Raw genomic sequence first — 17866 nt, forward strand, 5'->3', positions numbered from 1 at the left:
GGCTGCGGGTTGGCGGGTCTGCCCACTGTCATGGACGAAGGGCGGGATCAGGGGGATTCTAAGATTAAAGCCAGCTTGAATGTCAACGGCACTGAGCAGGGACTGTGCGGGTGGATAGCATTTCTCCCATCGCGACGGCATCCCGATAAAGGGGCTTGACCTTCAAGTCAGCTTCAAACTTATGGTGGGGTCCTCATTACCGAGGAGATCGCCATGAATCCATTTACTCCCCTGACTCTGCCCAATGGCAGCCAGCTTATCAACCGCCTCGCCAAGGCGGCCATGGAAGAGAACATGGCCAACCGTGACCATGCCCCCTCAGAGGCGCTGATCCAGCTTTATCGTACTTGGGCAGAGGGTGGCGCCGGCCTGCTCATCACCGGCAATGTGATGGTGGACGGCCACGCCATGACGGGGCCGGGGGGCGTGGTACTCGATTCCCACGATCTCTCCCCAGAGCTGGCCGAGCGTTTCAGTGCCTGGGCCGAGGCGGCCAAGAGCGGGGGCGCCCAGATCTGGATGCAGATCAACCACCCCGGTCGCCAGATGCCGGCGGCGCTGGGGCAGCCCACCCTGGCCCCTTCCGCCGTGCCCATGGCGCTCGGCAGTTTCTCGAGGCAGTTCGCCCCGCCCAGAGCCATGAGCGAGGCCGACATTGCCGAGGTGAAGGCGTGCTTCATCAACACGGCGCTGTTGGCACAGCGTGTAGGTTTTGACGGAGTGCAGATCCACGCCGCGCACGGCTATCTGCTGAGTCAGTTCCTCTCGCCGCTCACCAACCAACGCAGTGATCGTTGGGGCGGCAGTCTTGAGAATCGCGCCCGCTTGCTGCTGGAGATAGTAGAAGGGATCCGTCAGCAGGCGAGGGAGTGCTTCTCACTGTCGGTCAAGCTCAACTCCGCCGACTTTCAGCGTGGCGGCTTCAGTACCGAGGATGCAAAGGCGGTGGTGGAGATGCTCAACCCGCTTGGGGTAGATCTGGTGGAGCTCTCCGGCGGCAGTTACGAGGCGCCCGCCATGCACGGCCAGGCCCGCGATGGTCGAACTCTGGCGCGGGAGGCCTATTTTCTAGAGTTCGCTCGGGAGATCGTCTCCGTTGCCCATATGCCCGTGATGGTGACCGGCGGAATTCGCCGCTATCCGGTGGTGGAGCAGGTGCTTGGCAGCGGGGTGGCGGTCGCCGGCATGGCCACTGCGCTGGCCATCGCCCCGGATCTGCCCGCCAGATGGCACCATGAGCAGGCGGCAAGTGCCGAGCTCAGGCCCATCCCCTGGCGCAACAAGGTGCTGGCCTCGGTAGGTTATATGGCGATGGTGAAATACCAGTTGCGGCGGCTGGGGCGCGGCCAGCCGAGCCGCCCCAAGATCGCGCCCGCCTTGGCGCTGGCCTGCCAGCAGTGGCAGACCCTGCTTGGCAACGCCCGCTATCGACGCTGGATCAAGGTGCAGGAAAAGTGAAGAGGTAGCGGCTCGTGAATCTGCCAGTCTTGCCAACTCAGGCCGATGCCCGCTTCTGCGATTTGCTGGTGAGCGGTGATGATATGGCAAATTCGGTCTGCTGCAGACGGACCTGCCTTGCCAACTCAGGCCGACGCCCTTTTCTGCAAGCTGGGGGTGATGATATGACGGGTGGGGGCGAGCTCGGGCTGCTGCATCCGGGTCAGCAGGCGCAGGGCGGCCTGGCGGCCTATCTCGCGGGCCGGCGAGCTGACGAAGGTGAGGGCGGGGGAGGTGAGCTCGGCCTCCGCCACGTCGTCAAAGCCGAGCAGGGCCACCTGCTGGCCGATGTAGTTGTCCTTGCCCACGCTGCGGCCGCTCGCCTCGACGCCGTAGATGCCACCGAGGGCTACCTCGGGGTAGTGGCACAGAACGGCGGTCACCTTGGGGTGCTGGTGCAGCAGCTGGGTGATGGTGTCGGCGGCGCTGCGCTGGGTTCGTTCGCACTCCAGTACCCACTCGGGTTTGAAGGGGAGGCCATATTGCAGCAGGCTGGCGCAGTAGCCGCCGATGCGCTCGGCGCGGGTGAGGGAGTCGGCCCGCCCGCCGACGTAGGCGATGTGGCGGTGACCCTGTTCGATAAGGTAGGTGGTGGCCTGTTGGGCGGCGTGGGTGTTGTCCGGGCCGATAAAGTCCACGTCGTCCCGATAGTAGGAGCGGGCGGCGCACACCAGCGGCAGCGCCGAGTCGAGCAGGGGCTCCAGCGGCTTGGCAACTGCACCGCGCACCGGGTTGAAGATGATGCCGGCCACCCCCTGGCGCGACAGGGACTGGATGCTCTGCTGCAACCGCTCGGGGCTGTGGCCGCACTGGGTCAGAAACAGCAGATAGCCCTGCTGCTCCAGCACCTCGCTCACCCCGGCGGTCACCTCGGTATAGAAGGGGTCGGTGATGTCCCGCAGGATCAACCCCACCAGGTTGGATTGCTGGCTGCGCAGGTTGGCAGCGGCGCTGTTGGGCACGTAGTCGAGCGCTCTGATCGCTTGCTGCACCCGCTCGGCGGTGGCCGGCGAGATGCGCCCCTTGCCGTTGAGCACCATGGAGACGGTAGTGACCGACACTCCCGCCCACTGGGCGACATCGGTGATCTTGGTGGCTTTGGCAGAGAGGGATTTGGGCGACATAGGGCGAACAGGCGACGGCGAGTTGAGAGCGAGGCTCCAGCATACCTGCTCATATGCCTGAGTGAAACGTTACATCACCATTGGGCCGATCCGGCTCACAGTTTTGCAAGCGCTTCCCTGACAGCACTTATATTCTGTGATCCTGTCGGCACTTGTGAGCTGATAAAACGTTTTATCATCCGACAAAACCAGATACGGCTCGCCGTTGCCATCCGTCAGGGAGGCCACCGGCAGGTGTATCGAATGCCCCTCACCTCACAAGGATCTGACACATGGCCAAGTCCCCCGCCAAATCCACCGTATGGGAGTTCCTGCAGAGCCTCGGCAAGACCTTCATGTTGCCGGTCGCCCTGCTGGCCTTCTCGGGCATTCTGCTCGGTGTCGGCAGCTCGCTCACCAGCGATGCGGTCAAGCAGAGCATGCCCTTCCTCGACAATACCGTGCTGCAGTTGCTGTTCCTCTGGATGACCAAGGTGGGGCTGGTGGCCTTTATCTACCTGCCGGTGATGTTCGCGGTGGCCATTCCGCTGGGGCTGGCGCGCGAGGAGAAGGGGGTGGCGGCCTTTGCCGGTTTCGTCGGCTATGCGGCGCTCAACCTCTCCATCAACTTCTACCTCACCGTGGCCAACGTCATCGGTGACGCAGCGGCAGAGAAGGCCTACGGGGTGAAAGCCATCCTCGGCATCAGCTCCATCGACACCGGCATTCTGGGGGCCATCATCGTCGGGGTGATCGTCGCCAAACTGCACGCCCGCTTCTACACCTACAAGATGCCCGATGCGCTCGCCTTCTTCGGCGGCGCCCGCTTCGTGCCCATTATCACCGCCATCGTGCTGGGGGTGGTTGGTCTGGTGGTGCCCCTGGTCTGGCCCTGGTTCGCCGCCGGCATCAACGGCATAGGGGCGCTCATCTCCCACGCCGGTCCCTTCGGCCCCTTCCTGTTCGGTACCGGCGAGCGTCTGCTGCTGCCGCTCGGTCTGCACCACATCCTGGTGGCGCTCATTCGCTTCACCGAGGCGGGCGGCTCCCAACTGGTGTGCGGCAACGAGGTGAGCGGCGCGCTCAACATCTTCTATGCCGAGCTCTCCTGCGCCGACACCACCCAGTTCTCGGTGTCGGCCACCTCTTTCCTCTCTCAGGGCAAGATGCCGGCCTTCCTCGGCGGCCTGCCGGGGGCGGCGCTCGCCATGTATCACTGCGCCCGCCCGGAAAATCGCGGCAAGATCAAGGCGCTGCTGGTTTCCGGCGTGGTGGCCTGCGTCATCGGCGGCATCACAGAGCCGCTGGAGTTCCTGTTCCTGTTCGTGGCGCCCGTGCTCTACGTCATTCACGCCATCCTGACCGGGCTCGGCTTTATGACTATGGGGCTGCTCGGCGTCACCATCGGCAACACCGACGGCAACCTCATCGATTTCCTGGTGTTCGGCGTGCTGCAGGGCACCGCCACCAAGTGGTATCTGGTGCCGGTCGCGGCGGCCATCTGGTTTGCCATCTACTACAGCGTGTTCCGCTTCGCCATCGTGCGCTTCAACCTGAAAACCCCCGGCCGGGAAATCGAGACCAGCGAGGCGGCTCAACCCGCGGGCAAGAAGGCAGGCAACAGCGGCTACAACGGCGAAATCATCCTCAATGCGCTGGGCGGCGCCGGCAATATCCTGGCGCTGGACAACTGCATTACCCGCCTGCGGATGTCGGTGCAGGACATGAGCCGGGTCGATGACAAGGTATTGAAGGCGAATGGCGCCATCGGGGTGATCAAGCTCGACGAGCACAACCTGCAGGTGGTGATCGGGCCCCAGGTCCATCTGGTGAAAAACCAGCTGCAGAGCCTGATGGGGGCCTGAGTCGGCCCTCTGTTACCCTGCGTTGGGGGGCGCCATGCCCCCTTGTTCATTGCTGTTTTTGCTGGTGAGAAAGAGATGCCCACTACCGAATCCTTTGATTTTGACCGCCTGGTCGATCGCCACGGCACCTACTGCACCCAGTGGGACTATGTGGCCGACCGCTTCGGCCACGCCGACCTGCTCCCCTTTACCATCTCCGACATGGATGTCGAGACTGCCCCCTGCATTCGCCAGACCCTGGCCAAGCGCCTGGAGCACGGGGTCTTTGGCTACAGTCGCTGGAATCACGACGACTTCAAGGGGGCGGTGAGCGACTGGTTTGCCAGCCGCTACGGGGCTCGCCTCGACCCCGAGAGCCTGATCTACGGCCCCTCGGTCATCTACATCATCGCCCAGCTGGTGAGCCTCTGGTCGGCGCCGGGGGAGGGGGTGCTGGTGCATACCCCCGCCTACGACGCCTTCGACAATATGCTGACTGCCAACGACAGGGTGCTGCTGCCTTGCCCGCTGATAAAGGGGGAGGGGAGCTATCACATTGACTGGGCCTGCTTCGAGCGCCAGGCGGCCCGCCCCGATTGCCGCGTTCTGCTGCTGTGCAGCCCCCACAACCCCACCGGCCGGGTCTGGACGCGGGATGAACTGGGCCGGATGGCCACTATCTGCCAGCGCCACGGGGTCAGGGTCATCTCGGATGACATCCATATGGATATGAGCTTTGCCCCTTACCTGCCGTGGAGCGAGGTGGCGCCGGATGACAACTGGGCACTGGTGAGCTCGGGCTCAAAATCCTTCAATATTCCGGCCCTTGGCGGCGCCTACGCCTTTATTGCCAACGCCGAGGTGCAGGCCGCCTATCTGCAGCGGCTCAAGGCGGCCCATGGGCTCTCATCGCCGCCCATTCTCGGAGTGCTGGCCCATATCAGCGCCTATCGGGAGGGGGATGAGTGGCTCGATGCCCTGAAAAGCTATCTGCACGGCAACCTGACCCAGGTGGCGGTGCGGCTCAACGCTGCCTTCCCCGCCATCGACTATCGGGTGCCCGAGGGGACCTATCTCGCCTGGATTGACTTGAGCGGCCTTGGCATCGACTCCACCGAGCGGATGGATGCGCTGCAAACCTTGCTGGTGGAGAAATACCGGGTCGCCATCATGCGCGGCGACACCTATGGCCCTGAAGGCAAAGGCTATCTTCGCCTCAACGTCGGCTGCTCTCGCTCGAAAGTAGATAAAGGACTCGATGCCCTGATCGGTGCGCTGCAAGAGCTGCTGGCCAGATAGAGCACCGCCGCCCTCGGGCGGCGGTTGCTATTTCGAGGCGGCCTTGTCAGGCCGATAGCGGGTCTCTTCTATCTGATCGAAGCGCAGGATCAGGGTATCACCCCCCTTGAGGCGATAGGCGCAGTGGGAAGCGTTGCAGGCGATGCGAATATGGGGCTCATCCCCCAGCAGGAGCGACTGACTATGGGCCTCTCTCTGCGGCCACTTGTTTTGCTCGAGGCGGGTGATCTGTGTTTGTGCCTCTTCAACACCTTTCACAAAGAACCAGAGCGCACCCATGACGGGGATCAATACGGATAACGACAAGAAGGCAAATTTGTAATAGTTATTCCCCATCCAAACAAATGCTCTGAAAAGAGAGGGGGCTGGGTAGCGTCCAATCTTTTTGGCTCTTTTGATCAGCCAACGATAGAACATTGAGCTTTGCCACAGCCATGTGAGATGAATTCGCCAGCGAGCGCAGATGAGTAGGGTGATCGCCACTGAAAAAATCGTGAGCATGCTACCCAATACAGGCCACATCCAGGGCTTGAGCATATTGAGAGTCGTGAGAAGGCCAAGGGCCAGCAGATAATCCGCCGGTGGAGAAAATTCGGCATAGTCGAGGTTAAACGCCAGGGTATAGCCATAGTGATAGGCCATCCCCAGAAGATAGGTTGCTGCTGTCAGGGCAGGAATGGCCGCCACGACTAATCCCGCAAAGCGCCAAGTTGTCCCCTTTTCTTCGGGTTCCAGCTCAGAATTGCGCAATGTTTTTATATGTTGGCGAAGCCAGCGCCAACGGGCAGCGGCTGTTCGATTACTCACTGGGCGTCCCTTCACTCATCTAGTTGATATATGAATCTGTCAGAGAATAGCGCGGTTTCGAAACCGAACCTTGTGCGAACCGCAGGCACAGCAGCTGGCGTTTTCACTATCGTCGGTGGCGCATTCGGGATGGCGGGCGAGGCACTCGGGCAGGGTGAGCCGTACGTCCGTCAGATCCATTTGTGCAAGGCTCCGTCCATGTGTGGTCGCCAGGCCGGCTGGCAGGCGAAGGCACGATATGGCTCCTATCTTATCGATCCTGAGTGGGAGGGTGCTATCCCCGTTCGGGCGGCTGACGAACAGGGTTTACTGCCTGATGCCTGGATAAAAGAAGGGGCCCTCGGCCCCTTCTGTCGCAGGTACTCTCAAGTCCGTTATCAGGCCACCTGGCGCCCCGGTCGGGTGCGGGCCAGCAGCCCCTCCGGGTTGTGGATGGCCTCCCGGGTCTTGACGTCGATGACCTCGATATGGGCGAAGCGCTCCCTGTTCTTGATGGCCACGTCGTGGGCCAGGATGACGCAGCGGGCGTTGGCCACGTCCTTGGCGCTGATGTGGTTGATGATGCCGTTGGCGCCCTGGGTTTCCACTTTCAACTTGATGCCGGCCTTGGCGGCTGCCTTTTGCAGGCTCTTGGCGGCCAGGAAGGTGTGGGCCACGCCGGAGGGGCAGGCGGTGATGGCCAGCACCTCGGCTTCCCCTTCCGCCTCGATGATCTGGTACTCCTCCAGGCGCTCGTTGCTCTCTTCGGTGTCACTGACCGGCTTTTTCAGCAGGTTGACGATAAGGGCCGTGGTGAGGGCGCCGAGCAGGGTGCCCAGGATATAGCCCATCTTGCCCTCCACCACCGGCAGCACGATCCAGCCGCCCCAGGGGGCGTGGTTGATGCTGTGCATCATGAAGCCGGTGATGTTGCCGACGATGCCGCCTGCGACGATGGCCGGGATGACCCGCACCGGGTCGGCGGCGGCAAACGGAATGGCCCCCTCGCTGATGCCGATCATGCCCATGATGGCGGCCGCCTTGCCCGCTTCACGCTCCTCTTTCTTGTAGCGCTTGGGCGAGAGCAGGGTGGCCAGCGCCATGCCGAGCGGCGGCACGCAGATGGCGATGCCGACCCCGCCCATCAGCCAGGGTTGGGTGTTGACCTGGGTCTGGGCGAACAGGGTGGCCACCTTGTTGATGGGGCCGCCCATGTCAAAGGTGGTCATGCCACCGAGGATGGCCCCCAGCATCACCTTGCCCGAGCCCGCCATGCCGGAGAGCCAGTGGTTCATCCCCTCCATCATGGCGGCGATGGGGGCGCCGATCACCCACATGACGATGCCGCACACCAGGAAGGTGCCGATCAGCGGATAGATGAAGATGGAGCCGAGCGAACTCATGGAATCCGGCAGCTTGATGCGTTTGAGCTGGTTGACGATGAGGCCGGCGATAAAGCCCACCAGGATGGCGCCGAGAAAACCGGTGTGAAACTGCTGCACGGCAATCCAGGAGCCGATCATGCCGGGGGCCAGACCCGGTTTGTCCGCCATGGAGTAGGCGATGTAGCCGCCCAGTACGGCGGTAAACAGAGTGAGCCCGGCAATCCCCATATCGGCCATGTCTTTAAGCACGCCCGCCTCGGGCACGGCGCCCTTGCCGCTGATCATCACCGACAGCGACAGCAGCACGCCCCCCGCGACTATGAAGGGGATCATGTGGGAGGTGCCAAACAGCAAATGCTGCTTGAGGGTGTTGAGCTGGGCCTTGATGCCGCGCTCCTGCGGATCTGCCGGCTGGGCTGGTTGCGCCCGGGGGGCGGCAGGGGCTGCGGACGGCCCTGGTGCGGCCAGCAAGGCGAGTACCTCGGCGTGGCTGGTGGCCGCCTGCATGCTGGCGATGAAGCCGGGTTCCAGCAGCTTGGTGGAGAGCTCGGCCAGTACCTCGATATGGTGGTTGGCGCCGCCCGCCGGGGAGGCAATCATGAAGAACAGCTTGGAGGGCTCGCCATCTTCGGCGCCGTAATCGATGCCCTGGCGACTGATGCCGACCACGATGGCAGGCTCTCGCACCGCCTCGCTCTTGGCGTGGGGCAGAGCGACCCCCTGCTCGAAGCCGGTATTGTCGAGTGCCTCTCGCGCCCAGAGGTCGCGGACAAACTGATCCTGACTGGCTATCTTGCCGCTGGCCTTGAGCCTCTCGGCCAGCTCGACAAACAGCGCCTGCTTGTCGCGGGCCGCAAGATCGAGGCAGATCAATCCTTCATCTATCAGGGTGGTGAGCATGGTTCTCTCCTGGCTGGTGCCGTCCGAATGGAACTGGTCCTGTTGAAACTGTGGTGCAACGGGTTGACCTGCCTATTGTTTCTCCCAAGTGCTGCGGTCGAAATCGGACATATGTGCCCTTTACTGGATTTTTGTGTCGATGGTGCTCACCTGTGAGCCTGCTCGCATTTTGTTCGGTTGGTAAAGGTTGCGGGTGCTGAACAAAAACAGATTTAAAAACAGATGATTATTCTTGGTTTGAGGGAGGTTGATCACCAGCCGGCGGTTGGAGGGCCTGCTCTTTGTGGGTTGAGGGATGGAGATTTGTGTGCTCACGTGGTCAGCAAAACTGTGAGCCGGTCGGCAAAAGCGGCTGCCTGGCCCTGGGCGGCGCTTATGGTGGCGGGGTTGCAAGGGATGCAAACACGGGGTGTGAAAAATCAGTGCATAATCGGCAGCTTGAAAAGGGTGTATGCACTCGCCATGATATCACTTTAAGCTACTGATATTTAATTGTTTTCATCTCATTCATAAGAGCGAAAAGCGGCCTGTTGAGCTCCTTTAGACGGTTTTACGAGAGACGTTTAATCATTTTTTAGATTGCTTTGTGCATATCCAATCGTTTATTTAGTTGGACAGTTTTGGCAAACCGGAAGTCAAACTTGATGAACCGACAGGCCAACGCCCTTGATGCGGAGTGTGCCGTCAACCCGTTTTACTTGTCATGTTCACCCAGATGTAAGGAGACATCCTGATGGAAAATTTGGCCCAAAAGATCGACACCATGCGCGAAGAGTTCAAGCAACAGGAGCTCAAACAGGCCCATGACAAATGGCAGGCCAGGGTCGAAGAGCTGCAGCAGATCCGCGCTGAAGAGCCTCAGTCGGAGGCGGTAGAAGAGTGACCTCGCTACGGGCCCGGCGCTGATGCGTGTGGCCCGGCTGAATGCAAAACCCCCGCCTGTATGGCGGGGGTTTTTTATTGCGGCTCGATGGCGTTGTGGTTCTGCCACTGGCGCAGGCGCTGTTTGAGGGAGCCATCGCCGGGGGGAATGAAGTCATCCATCAGGTAGCAGCGGTTGTCGCCGCTCTTCTGAAAGTGGAGGCTGACGGTCTGCGGCTCTTTCTGGGTGTCGGAGAGGGCAAACAGATAGTGCATCCTGACCGTTACCCCTTGCTCTTGCTCCTTGGCCAGGGTGAAGCTGACGGGCTCGCTCACCTCGCCATCCTGGGCGTTGATCCAGGGGTCGGCATCGATGGCACACACCTCGCCGTCGGCGTTGCACTCGGCCTCGCTGCTCAGCACGGCGAAGAAGTCGGGGGTGAGCAGCGCCTTGAGCGGCGCCGGATCGGCGTAATAGAAATCCTTGTGCTCGCTCCAGAACGCCTTGGCCAGCCTGAGTGCCACCCCCTTGTCGCAGGCGGCGTGCACCGGGCTGCCCAGCAGCGCCAACAGTAAAACGGATAGTCCACAGTAGCCTTTCATGATGTTCTTCCTGAACTGGGGCCGGCTGGCAGTGCTGCTCCGGCGGGTATCAAGACGTGTGATAGCCAGACGGGCATGATAGCCAACCAGAGAGACGCTGACAGCAGGATCTGATGATTTTATGCCACACATCAAGAATTTAGTCGGCAAAGGCAGGAGTGGACAGTGGCGGTCACTGTCAACAACAAGGGCCATCCTCGATGGCCCTTGTTGTCATGGGTCGATTTGAACCGGCTTAGCAGCGGTTGCCGGCGCGGGCGACCCGGCCCTCGGCCAGCAGCTGGTAACGGCCGGTGGCGGCCGGGATGAAGGCGGACTGACCCTTCTCGAGGCGCAGGGTGTCGTCACCACGCTTGAGGATCACGGCCTCGTCGATGGCAAACAGGATCTCGGCGCTGGCGGTAGTGAGCTGGTGCTCGCCCGCCGGATAGACGCTGAAGGTGAAGTCCGGCACCGGCACCTCGAAGTGCTGCACCGCCCCTTCCATACGGGGGGCAAGCAGGATCTGGTCGTCTGGCTTGGGTAAGCAGCGGGTGCAGGCCAACAGCTCGGCCACGTCTATGTACTTGGGGGTGAGCCCGGCGCGCAGCACGTTGTCGGAGTTGGCCATGATCTCAAGGCCAGTGCCGCGCACATAGGCGTGCGGGGTGCAGGCGTCCAGATACATCGCCTGACCGGGCTGCAGGGTCACCACGTTGAGCAAGAGCGGCGAGAAGAGCCCCACATCCCCCGGATACTGGGCAGCCAGACTGGTGATCAGCGCAAAGGTCTCTTCATCCTGATGCTTGGCGGCAAAGGCCAGCAGGCCCGCCAGCGCCTCCTCCTTGCGCGCCCCTTCCAGCACCAGCAGCTGGTGGAAGAAGTGCTGCAGACCCGCTTCGTTCTGGCTGGCGGCGAGGGCGGCAACCAGCTCGGCAAGGGCGGGCAGCTTGACCCGCTTGAACAGCGCCAGGATGGTCGGGATGGCGCGAAAGCCGTTCATCGCCTGATAGGGGGTGAGGGCAAACACCAGCTCGGGCTTGTGGTTGGGGTCCTTGTAGTTGCGATTGGCGGCTTTGGGCGAGATGCCGGCGGCCTCTTCCTTGGCAAAGCCGGCTTCGGCCTGCGCCTTGCTCGGGTGCACCTGAATGGAGAGGGCCTTCTCGGCGCACAGGACCTTGAACAGGAACGGCAGGCTGCCAAAACGGGTCTGGGTGGCTTCACCCAGTACGGCGGCGGGGGCGCGCTCTATCAGGGTCGAGAGCTTTTGCACCTGCCCGGCCAGCACTACCTCGGAGCAGCCGTTGGGGTGGGCACCCATCCACAGCTCGGCCTGGGGCTTGCCCGCCGGATTGGGGATGCCGAACAGGGTGGTGAGGGCGTCATGGCTGCCCCAGTCGTAGCCTTGAATCGGATTTTGCATTGACAAAAAAGAGGGCAGATCGCGACTGCTCATAAGGGATGCCTCATTTGGTGTGCAGAAAATCGGGTGCAGAAAAGGGTGGCATTGCTGCCGTGGACCGGACTATAACATGGGCGGTCGCGGGCACCGCAACCGCTTGCCTCTCTCTTGATCAGGATCAGCATGTCTCTTGTCTTCAGCCAGTTGCTCGATGGCGCCCTCCACGAGCAGGCCCCCTTCGACCAGATCTGGTTTGCCCAGGATCAGGGGGTGCCGCCCGGTTTCAGCTATCAGGTCAACTTTCCCCGCCTCGAGCTGGTGTTCAGCGGCGAGTACCGCAACCAGATCTGGGACAGGGAGCAGGGCTGCCAGGAGATCTGCATCGCCCCGGGGCAGGCGCTCTACATCCCCCCCAACGGCTGGAACAAGCCGCTCTGGACCACCGACTGCTCGGTGCTGAGCCTGCTGTTCGGCAAGCGCCAGCTCGGTTTCAGTCTGGTGAGCAAGCGGCGGGAAGACCCCGATTTCTTTGACGTGCAAAAGCACAGCATCATGGCCCGGGCCGGCCATGTGAACGAACACATACTGGCGGCACTCAACGTGCTGACCGAGGATCCCGCGCGCTCCCCCACCGACAATCACCTGCTGCAGGCGCTGCTCACCAGCGTGCGCCAGCTGCTGGCCGAGTCCACCTTCGAGCGGCCGCGGGGGGCCGAGCTGTTTCACGGGATCTGCATCTATATCCAGGAGAACTTTCACCGCCCCATCAGCCGGGATTCGATCGCCCATCGCTTCAACGTCTCGGCCAGCCATTTGTCGCACCTGTTTCGCGAGCAGGGGCACATGCGCCTGGCCGATTACATCAGCTGGGTACGCATCGATCGGGCCAAGTTCATGCTCAAGAAATACCGCTTTCGCCTCGAAGAGGTGGCCAGCCGCTGTGGTTACAGCGATGTGAACTATTTTTGCCGGGTGTTCAAGCAAAAGACCGGCTTGACCCCCTCCCAGTACCGGGCACTCAGCCAGCCACAGGGGCAGGCCGAGGGGCTGGCGGGATAAACAGGGATGCCGCCGGAGCCTGCCCAGCTCAGGCGCTGGCGGGGCTGCTTCGGATCCGGAACCGGCTGAATGGACGCATTGTGATCCAGTGCGCGACTATGGTCTGACATGCGTGCTCGCCATTTGATTCTGCCAATGGATGGGCTTAAGATGGCCGCGCGCAACTTACAGATTGATAACAAACGGAAGTTAGGAGATGCCGATGGAAAGCAAAGTAGTTATCCCGACCCAGGGCCAGAAAATCACAGTCGATGCCAACGGCAAGCTGCAGGTTCCCAACCATCCGATCATTCCGTTTATCGAAGGGGATGGCATCGGCGTGGACGTGACCCCGGCCATGTTGAATGTGGTGAATGCCGCGGTCGAGAAAGCCTACAAAGGCGAGCGCAAGATCGCCTGGATGGAGATCTACACCGGCGAGAAATCGACTCATGTCTATGGCGAAGGTGCCTGGCTGCCGGCCGAAACCCTGGATTTCATTCGTGAATACTGCGTGGCCATCAAGGGCCCGCTGACCACCCCGGTCGGTGGCGGTATTCGCTCCCTCAACGTGGCCCTGCGTCAGGAGCTGGATCTCTACATCTGCCTGCGCCCGGTCCGTTACTACGAGGGCACCCCGAGCCCGGTCAAGCGTCCTGATCTGACCGACATGGTGATCTTCCGCGAGAACGCCGAAGACATCTACGCCGGCATCGAGTGGAAAGCCGACAGCGACGAAGCCAAGAAGGTGATTTCCTTCCTGCAAAACGAGATGGGCGTGAAGAAAATTCGCTTCCCCGAGACCTGTGGCATCGGCATCAAGCCCATGTCCAAGGCCGGTACCGAGCGTCTGGTCCGTGCCGCCATCGAGTATGCCATCGACAACGATCGTGACTCCGTGACCCTAGTGCACAAGGGCAACATCATGAAGTTCACCGAAGGTGCCTTCAAGGATTGGGGCTACGCCCTGGCCCAGAAAGAGTACGACGCCCAGCTCATCGACGGCGGCCCCTGGTGCTCCTTCAAGAACCCGAAAACCGGCAAGACCATAGTCGTCAAGGACGTCATCGCCGACGCCTTCCTGCAACAGATCCTGCTGCGCCCGGCCGAGTATGACGTCATCGCCTGCATGAACTTGAACGGCGACTACATCTCCGACGCGCTGGCGGCTCAGGTAGGCGGTATCGGCATCGCACCGGGTGCCAACATCGGCGACGGCGTCGCCCTGTTCGAAGCGACCCACGGCACTGCGCCGAAGTACGCAGGTCAGGACAAGGTCAACCCGGGCTCCCTCATCCTCTCCGCCGAGATGATGCTGCGCCACATGGGCTGGGTTGAGGCGGCCGACCTCATCATCAAGGGGATGGAAGCGGCGATCCGCAACAAGACCGTCACCTATGACTTCGAGCGTCTGATGGAAGGGGCCACCCTGCGCTCCTGCTCCCAGTTCGCCCAGGACATGGTCGACCAGATGTAAGTCTCTGCGCGATGCAAAAGGCCAGCCCCATGGGGCTGGCCTTTTTTTATGGGCGTTTGGTTCCAGAAGCGGCGTTCGGTCAGGTCGCCGGGGCGAAGCGGCCGAGCAGGGCGGCGCTGGCGTCGCTCACCCCCGTCAGTTGCACCTCGGTGCCGGCAGCCTCGAAGCGGCGGCGCACTGTGGTCAGGGCCTCGGCGGCGCTGAGATCCCAGAAGTGGGCGTCACTTAAATCGATCACCACCCGCTCGAGGGATTCGCCGGTGTCAAAGCCGGCACAGAACTGCTCGGTGCTGGCGAAGAAGACCTGGCCGTGCACCCGGTAGGTGCGGGTGGCGCCGTGGCGCTCGCTGTCGCTGTGCACCAGCAGGGTACGCGCCACCTTGTGGGCGAAGAAGAGGCAGGCCAGCAGCACCCCGGTCAGCACCCCGAGGGCCAGGTTGTGGGTCACCACCACCACGGCCACAGTGCTCAGCATCACCAGGTTGGTGGCCAGCGGTGTCTTGTGCATGCGCAGCACTGAGCCCCAGGAGAAGGTGCCGATGGATACCATGATCATCACCGCCACCAGGGCGGCCATGGGGATCTGGCGGATCCACTCGTCCAGGAACACCACCATGACGATGAGCAGGGCCCCCGCCACCAGGGTGGAGAGGCGGCCGCGGCCACCGGATTTCACGTTGATGACCGACTGGCCGATCATGGCGCAGCCCGCCATGCCGCCCATCAGGCCGGCGGCGATGTTGGCCAGCCCCTGGCCCTTGCACTCGCGGTGGCGATCGCTGCGGGTGCCGGTCATCTCGTCGACGATGGCGGCGGTCATCAGGGATTCGAGCAGTCCCACCACGGCCAGGGCGGCGGAGTAGGGGAAGATGATGGCCAGGGTCTCGAGATTGAGGGGTACGTCGGGCCACATGAAGACCGGCAGGGTGTCCGGCAGGGCGCCCATGTCGCCGACCGTGCGCACCTCGAGGCCGAGGCCGACGCTCACCGCGGTGAGCAGCACGATGCACAGCAGCGGCGAGGGGAGCAAAGTGCCAATGCGCGGCAGGCGCGGGAACAGGTAGATGATGCCAAGCCCGGCTGCGGTCATGGCGTAGACCTGCCAGCTGACGTTGGTCAGCTCTGGCAACTGGGCCATGAAGATGAGGATGGCCAGGGCGTTGACAAAGCCGGTCACCACCGAGCGTGAGACGAAGCGCATCAGGGCGCCGAGGCGCAGGTAGCCGGCCAGGATCTGCAGCAGGCCGGTGAGCAGGGTGGCGGCCATCAGGTATTGCAGGCCGTGCTCGCGTACCAGGGTCACCATCAGCAGGGCCATGGCGCCGGTGGCGGCGGAGATCATGGCCGGGCGGCCGCCGGTGAAGGCGATGATGACGGCGATGCAGAAGGAGGCGTAGAGCCCCACCTTGGGATCGACGCCGGCGATGATGGAGAAGGCGATGGCCTCCGGGATCAGGGCCAGGGCCACGACCGTGCCCGACAGCAGATCCCCCCTGACGTTGCCAAACCACTCTTGTCTGATGCGCTCACGCATGGATTGTTCTCGCTCGTTGCTGGCGCTCTGGGCGCGCGTTGTCGTTATGGGCGCGGTGGCCGCGCGGCGCGCGACTCTAACAAAGGGGAGGGGCAGGGGCAAGGCGCGAACGGGTCGATGTGACGCCAAATTGCGCATGGCAGGTGGCCCTGCCCGGTAACCTGTTGAAACGATGCGGGCAACGATATGAAGCAGGCAGGCAGATCTGCGCTGTCATGGTGAGAGCACAAAGGAGGCGAGGGGAGGAAGGGGCTGGATAAAAGAGAGCCTTGCAGTTTGGGGCTGCAAGGCAAGGATTCGGATGATTAGGTGGTTCGTTCCAGATGGTGCTGGTAGATCTGCTGCCATTTGTCCTGCTCGGCCTCGTCCCCCTGGGTTTGCCAGAACTCGCAGATGGAGCTGGCGAGTTCGGATGCCATGGCGTGGTCCCCATCGCGGCGACTCATCAGATATTGTCCCAGCCAGCTTTGATATTGTTTCATTGCCCGATCTCCTTATCTCGTGTGTCTTGCTGACCGCCGCCAAGCTTTGTGCCGGACGGGGCCTTCAGGCCACGGTTTTTCTGCATGCCCTTGATGGTTGTGATCGACGGATTGGGTCGCGATCTCGCCCGAACAGGGCGCCAACGTGGGTGCAGATGTCAAAAAACGGTCACTATCGTATCACAAAATAACCAGCTTGGGGGGATTGTCAGCAATTCAGGGTGTCCAGCTGTCTGGCCGTCTACATTCGATACTCCTAAGCATGCACCCCATCTTGCTGATCTCACACGAGAAAAACCCGCCAGTCTGGCGGGTTTTATGGCTGAAAAAAAGATCAGAGGCGGGCGCTGGCCAGGTACTTTTCCATCTCCTCGGCGGGTACCATGCCGCCGCCGGTGGCCCACACCAGGTGGGTAGCGCTGGCCATCTTGGCGGTATCCAGCCCTTGACCAGTTTGCCACTCAAGGTCGGCCGCGACGCGCCACGGGCCTGCCATGCCGGCCAGCGCCGAGGGTTCCAGCTTGATCTGCTCATCGCGGGCCAAGAGTCCGAGCAGGTCGTACATCTCCTGATCGCTCAGGGTGTAGAAACCTGCCAGCAGCCGCTCCATGGCGCGGCCGACGAAGCCGGAAGCGCGCCCCACCGCGAGGCCGTCGGCCGCAGTGAGGTTGTCGATGCCAAGGTCTTGCACCGCAATGGCATCGTGCAAGCCGGTGTGCACCCCCAGCAGCATGCAGGGGGAGTGGGTCGGCTCGGCGAACAGGCAGTGGACGTTATCCCCGAACGCGAGCTTGAGACCAAAGGCCACCCCGCCTGGGCCGCCACCGACACCGCAGGGCAGGTAGACAAACAGCGGATGGTCGGCGTCCACCACAATCCCCATTTCATCAAACTGCGTTTTCACCCGCTCACCGGCCACCGCGTAGCCGAGGAACAGAGTGCGGGAGTTCTCGTCATCGATGAAGAAACAGTTGGGGTCGCGTTCGGCCTCCTTGCGTCCCTGCTCCACCGCCACCCCGTAATCTTCGGCGTATTCCACCACGATGGCGCCATGTTCGCGCAACTTGCGCTTCTTCCACTCCCGCGCATCGGCGGACATATGGACGGTGACGCGAAAGCCGAGGCGGGCGCTCATGATGCCGATGGACATGCCGAGGTTGCCGGTGGAGCCCACCGCGATGCTGTACTGGCTGAAGAAGTGGCGGAACTCGTCTGTGAACAGCTTGCGATAGTCGTCCTCTTCGCAGAGCAGACCGGCCTTGATGGCCAGCTGCTCGGCATGGGCCAGCACCTCGTAGATGCCGCCGCGTGCCTTGATGGAGCCGGAGATGGGTAGGTGGCTGTCTTTTTTGAGTAGCAATCGACCGCTGACCTCAACGCCGTAACGTTGGTTGAGAGTGGCCTGCATCGCGGGAATGGCGGCTATCTCGGACTCCAGAATGCCCTTGCTGGCGCGGGTCTCGGGGAAGGCTTCACACAGGTAGGGGGCGAAGCGGGCCAGGCGGGCGGAGGCATCCGCCACATCGCTGCCATCCAGCCCCACATAGGGCAGGCCCTCCACCAGGGTGGTTGCCTTGGGGTTGAACCAGCTGACCGGTTCCAGCGCGATCAGGGCGTGCAGCAGCGGAAACTGCTGGGTGAGTTGTGATACGTCGATGTTTTTCATGGTGTTCTCG

The 17866-nt window shown here is 62.2% G+C and carries 14 protein-coding genes; 6 read left to right on the forward strand and 8 right to left on the reverse strand.

Going from position 1 to position 17866, the window contains the following annotated elements; genetic code table 11:
• The first annotated feature begins 213 nt into the window (after positions 1 to 213).
• Positions 214 to 1458, forward strand: a complete 1245-nt coding sequence (locus AB5Y94_RS03295; RefSeq protein ID WP_368204826.1) for an NADH:flavin oxidoreductase/NADH oxidase family protein — start codon at positions 214 to 216, stop codon at positions 1456 to 1458.
• A 125-nt stretch (positions 1459 to 1583) separates the two neighbouring features.
• On the opposite strand, the gene AB5Y94_RS03300 is transcribed toward AB5Y94_RS03295, so the two are convergent.
• Positions 1584 to 2621, reverse strand: coding sequence for a Mal regulon transcriptional regulator MalI (locus AB5Y94_RS03300; RefSeq protein ID WP_368204827.1), 1038 nt, complete (start codon positions 2619 to 2621; stop codon positions 1584 to 1586).
• Between the two features lie 272 nt (positions 2622 to 2893).
• On the opposite strand from AB5Y94_RS03300, the gene malX reads away from it, so the two are divergent.
• A complete protein-coding gene (gene malX / locus AB5Y94_RS03305; protein ID WP_368204828.1) occupies positions 2894 to 4465 on the forward strand; it encodes a maltose/glucose-specific PTS transporter subunit IIBC in 1572 nt (523 codons plus the stop codon).
• A gap of 75 nt (positions 4466 to 4540) precedes the next feature.
• Positions 4541 to 5743, forward strand: coding sequence for a MalY/PatB family protein (locus AB5Y94_RS03310; protein WP_368204830.1), 1203 nt, complete (start codon positions 4541 to 4543; stop codon positions 5741 to 5743).
• A gap of 27 nt (positions 5744 to 5770) precedes the next feature.
• On the opposite strand, the gene AB5Y94_RS03315 is transcribed toward AB5Y94_RS03310, so the two are convergent.
• On the reverse strand, positions 5771 to 6550 hold the full coding sequence (locus AB5Y94_RS03315; protein WP_368204832.1) for a hypothetical protein: 780 nt from the start codon (positions 6548 to 6550) through the stop codon (positions 5771 to 5773).
• 377 nt (positions 6551 to 6927) lie between these two features.
• The gene (locus AB5Y94_RS03320) at positions 6928 to 8814 is read right to left on the reverse strand and encodes a PTS fructose transporter subunit EIIC (RefSeq protein ID WP_368204834.1); all 1887 of its coding nucleotides are present in this window, start codon (positions 8812 to 8814) and stop codon (positions 6928 to 6930) included.
• A 733-nt stretch (positions 8815 to 9547) separates the two neighbouring features.
• On the opposite strand from AB5Y94_RS03320, the gene AB5Y94_RS03325 reads away from it, so the two are divergent.
• Positions 9548 to 9697 (forward strand): hypothetical protein, encoded by a 150-nt coding sequence (locus AB5Y94_RS03325; RefSeq protein WP_362818942.1) that lies wholly within the window; start codon positions 9548 to 9550, stop codon positions 9695 to 9697.
• 74 nt (positions 9698 to 9771) lie between these two features.
• On the opposite strand, the gene AB5Y94_RS03330 is transcribed toward AB5Y94_RS03325, so the two are convergent.
• Together AB5Y94_RS03330 and manA are read right to left on the reverse strand one after the other, a co-directional pair.
• Positions 9772 to 10278 (reverse strand): hypothetical protein, encoded by a 507-nt coding sequence (locus tag AB5Y94_RS03330; protein WP_094696036.1) that lies wholly within the window; start codon positions 10276 to 10278, stop codon positions 9772 to 9774.
• A 235-nt stretch (positions 10279 to 10513) separates the two neighbouring features.
• Positions 10514 to 11713, reverse strand: a complete 1200-nt coding sequence (manA, locus tag AB5Y94_RS03335) for a mannose-6-phosphate isomerase, class I (protein ID WP_368204836.1) — start codon at positions 11711 to 11713, stop codon at positions 10514 to 10516.
• 129 nt (positions 11714 to 11842) lie between these two features.
• On the opposite strand from manA, the gene AB5Y94_RS03340 reads away from it, so the two are divergent.
• On the forward strand, positions 11843 to 12718 hold the full coding sequence (locus AB5Y94_RS03340; RefSeq protein ID WP_005298937.1) for an AraC family transcriptional regulator: 876 nt from the start codon (positions 11843 to 11845) through the stop codon (positions 12716 to 12718).
• A 202-nt stretch (positions 12719 to 12920) separates the two neighbouring features.
• On the forward strand, positions 12921 to 14174 hold the full coding sequence (gene icd / locus AB5Y94_RS03345) for an NADP-dependent isocitrate dehydrogenase (protein ID WP_005298939.1): 1254 nt from the start codon (positions 12921 to 12923) through the stop codon (positions 14172 to 14174).
• A 79-nt stretch (positions 14175 to 14253) separates the two neighbouring features.
• Here icd and AB5Y94_RS03350 read toward each other — a convergent pair whose 3' ends face one another.
• The 3 genes from AB5Y94_RS03350 to AB5Y94_RS03360 all read right to left on the reverse strand — a co-directional run bounded on the left by AB5Y94_RS03350 (position 14254) and on the right by AB5Y94_RS03360 (position 17856).
• Entirely contained in the window at positions 14254 to 15708 is a 1455-nt protein-coding gene (locus AB5Y94_RS03350; RefSeq protein WP_019839587.1) for a SulP family inorganic anion transporter, read from the reverse strand.
• A 305-nt stretch (positions 15709 to 16013) separates the two neighbouring features.
• Positions 16014 to 16190, reverse strand: a complete 177-nt coding sequence (locus AB5Y94_RS03355) for a hypothetical protein (RefSeq protein WP_005298942.1) — start codon at positions 16188 to 16190, stop codon at positions 16014 to 16016.
• A 334-nt stretch (positions 16191 to 16524) separates the two neighbouring features.
• Positions 16525 to 17856 carry a D-serine ammonia-lyase gene (locus AB5Y94_RS03360; protein WP_368204839.1) on the reverse strand — a complete coding sequence of 444 codons (1332 nt, stop codon included), beginning with the start codon at positions 17854 to 17856 and terminating at the stop codon, positions 16525 to 16527.
• Positions 17857 to 17866 lie beyond the last annotated feature (10 nt).

It is taken from the genome of Aeromonas sp. s5, assembly GCF_040907865.1.
Lineage (GTDB): Bacteria > Pseudomonadota > Gammaproteobacteria > Enterobacterales > Aeromonadaceae > Aeromonas > Aeromonas dhakensis.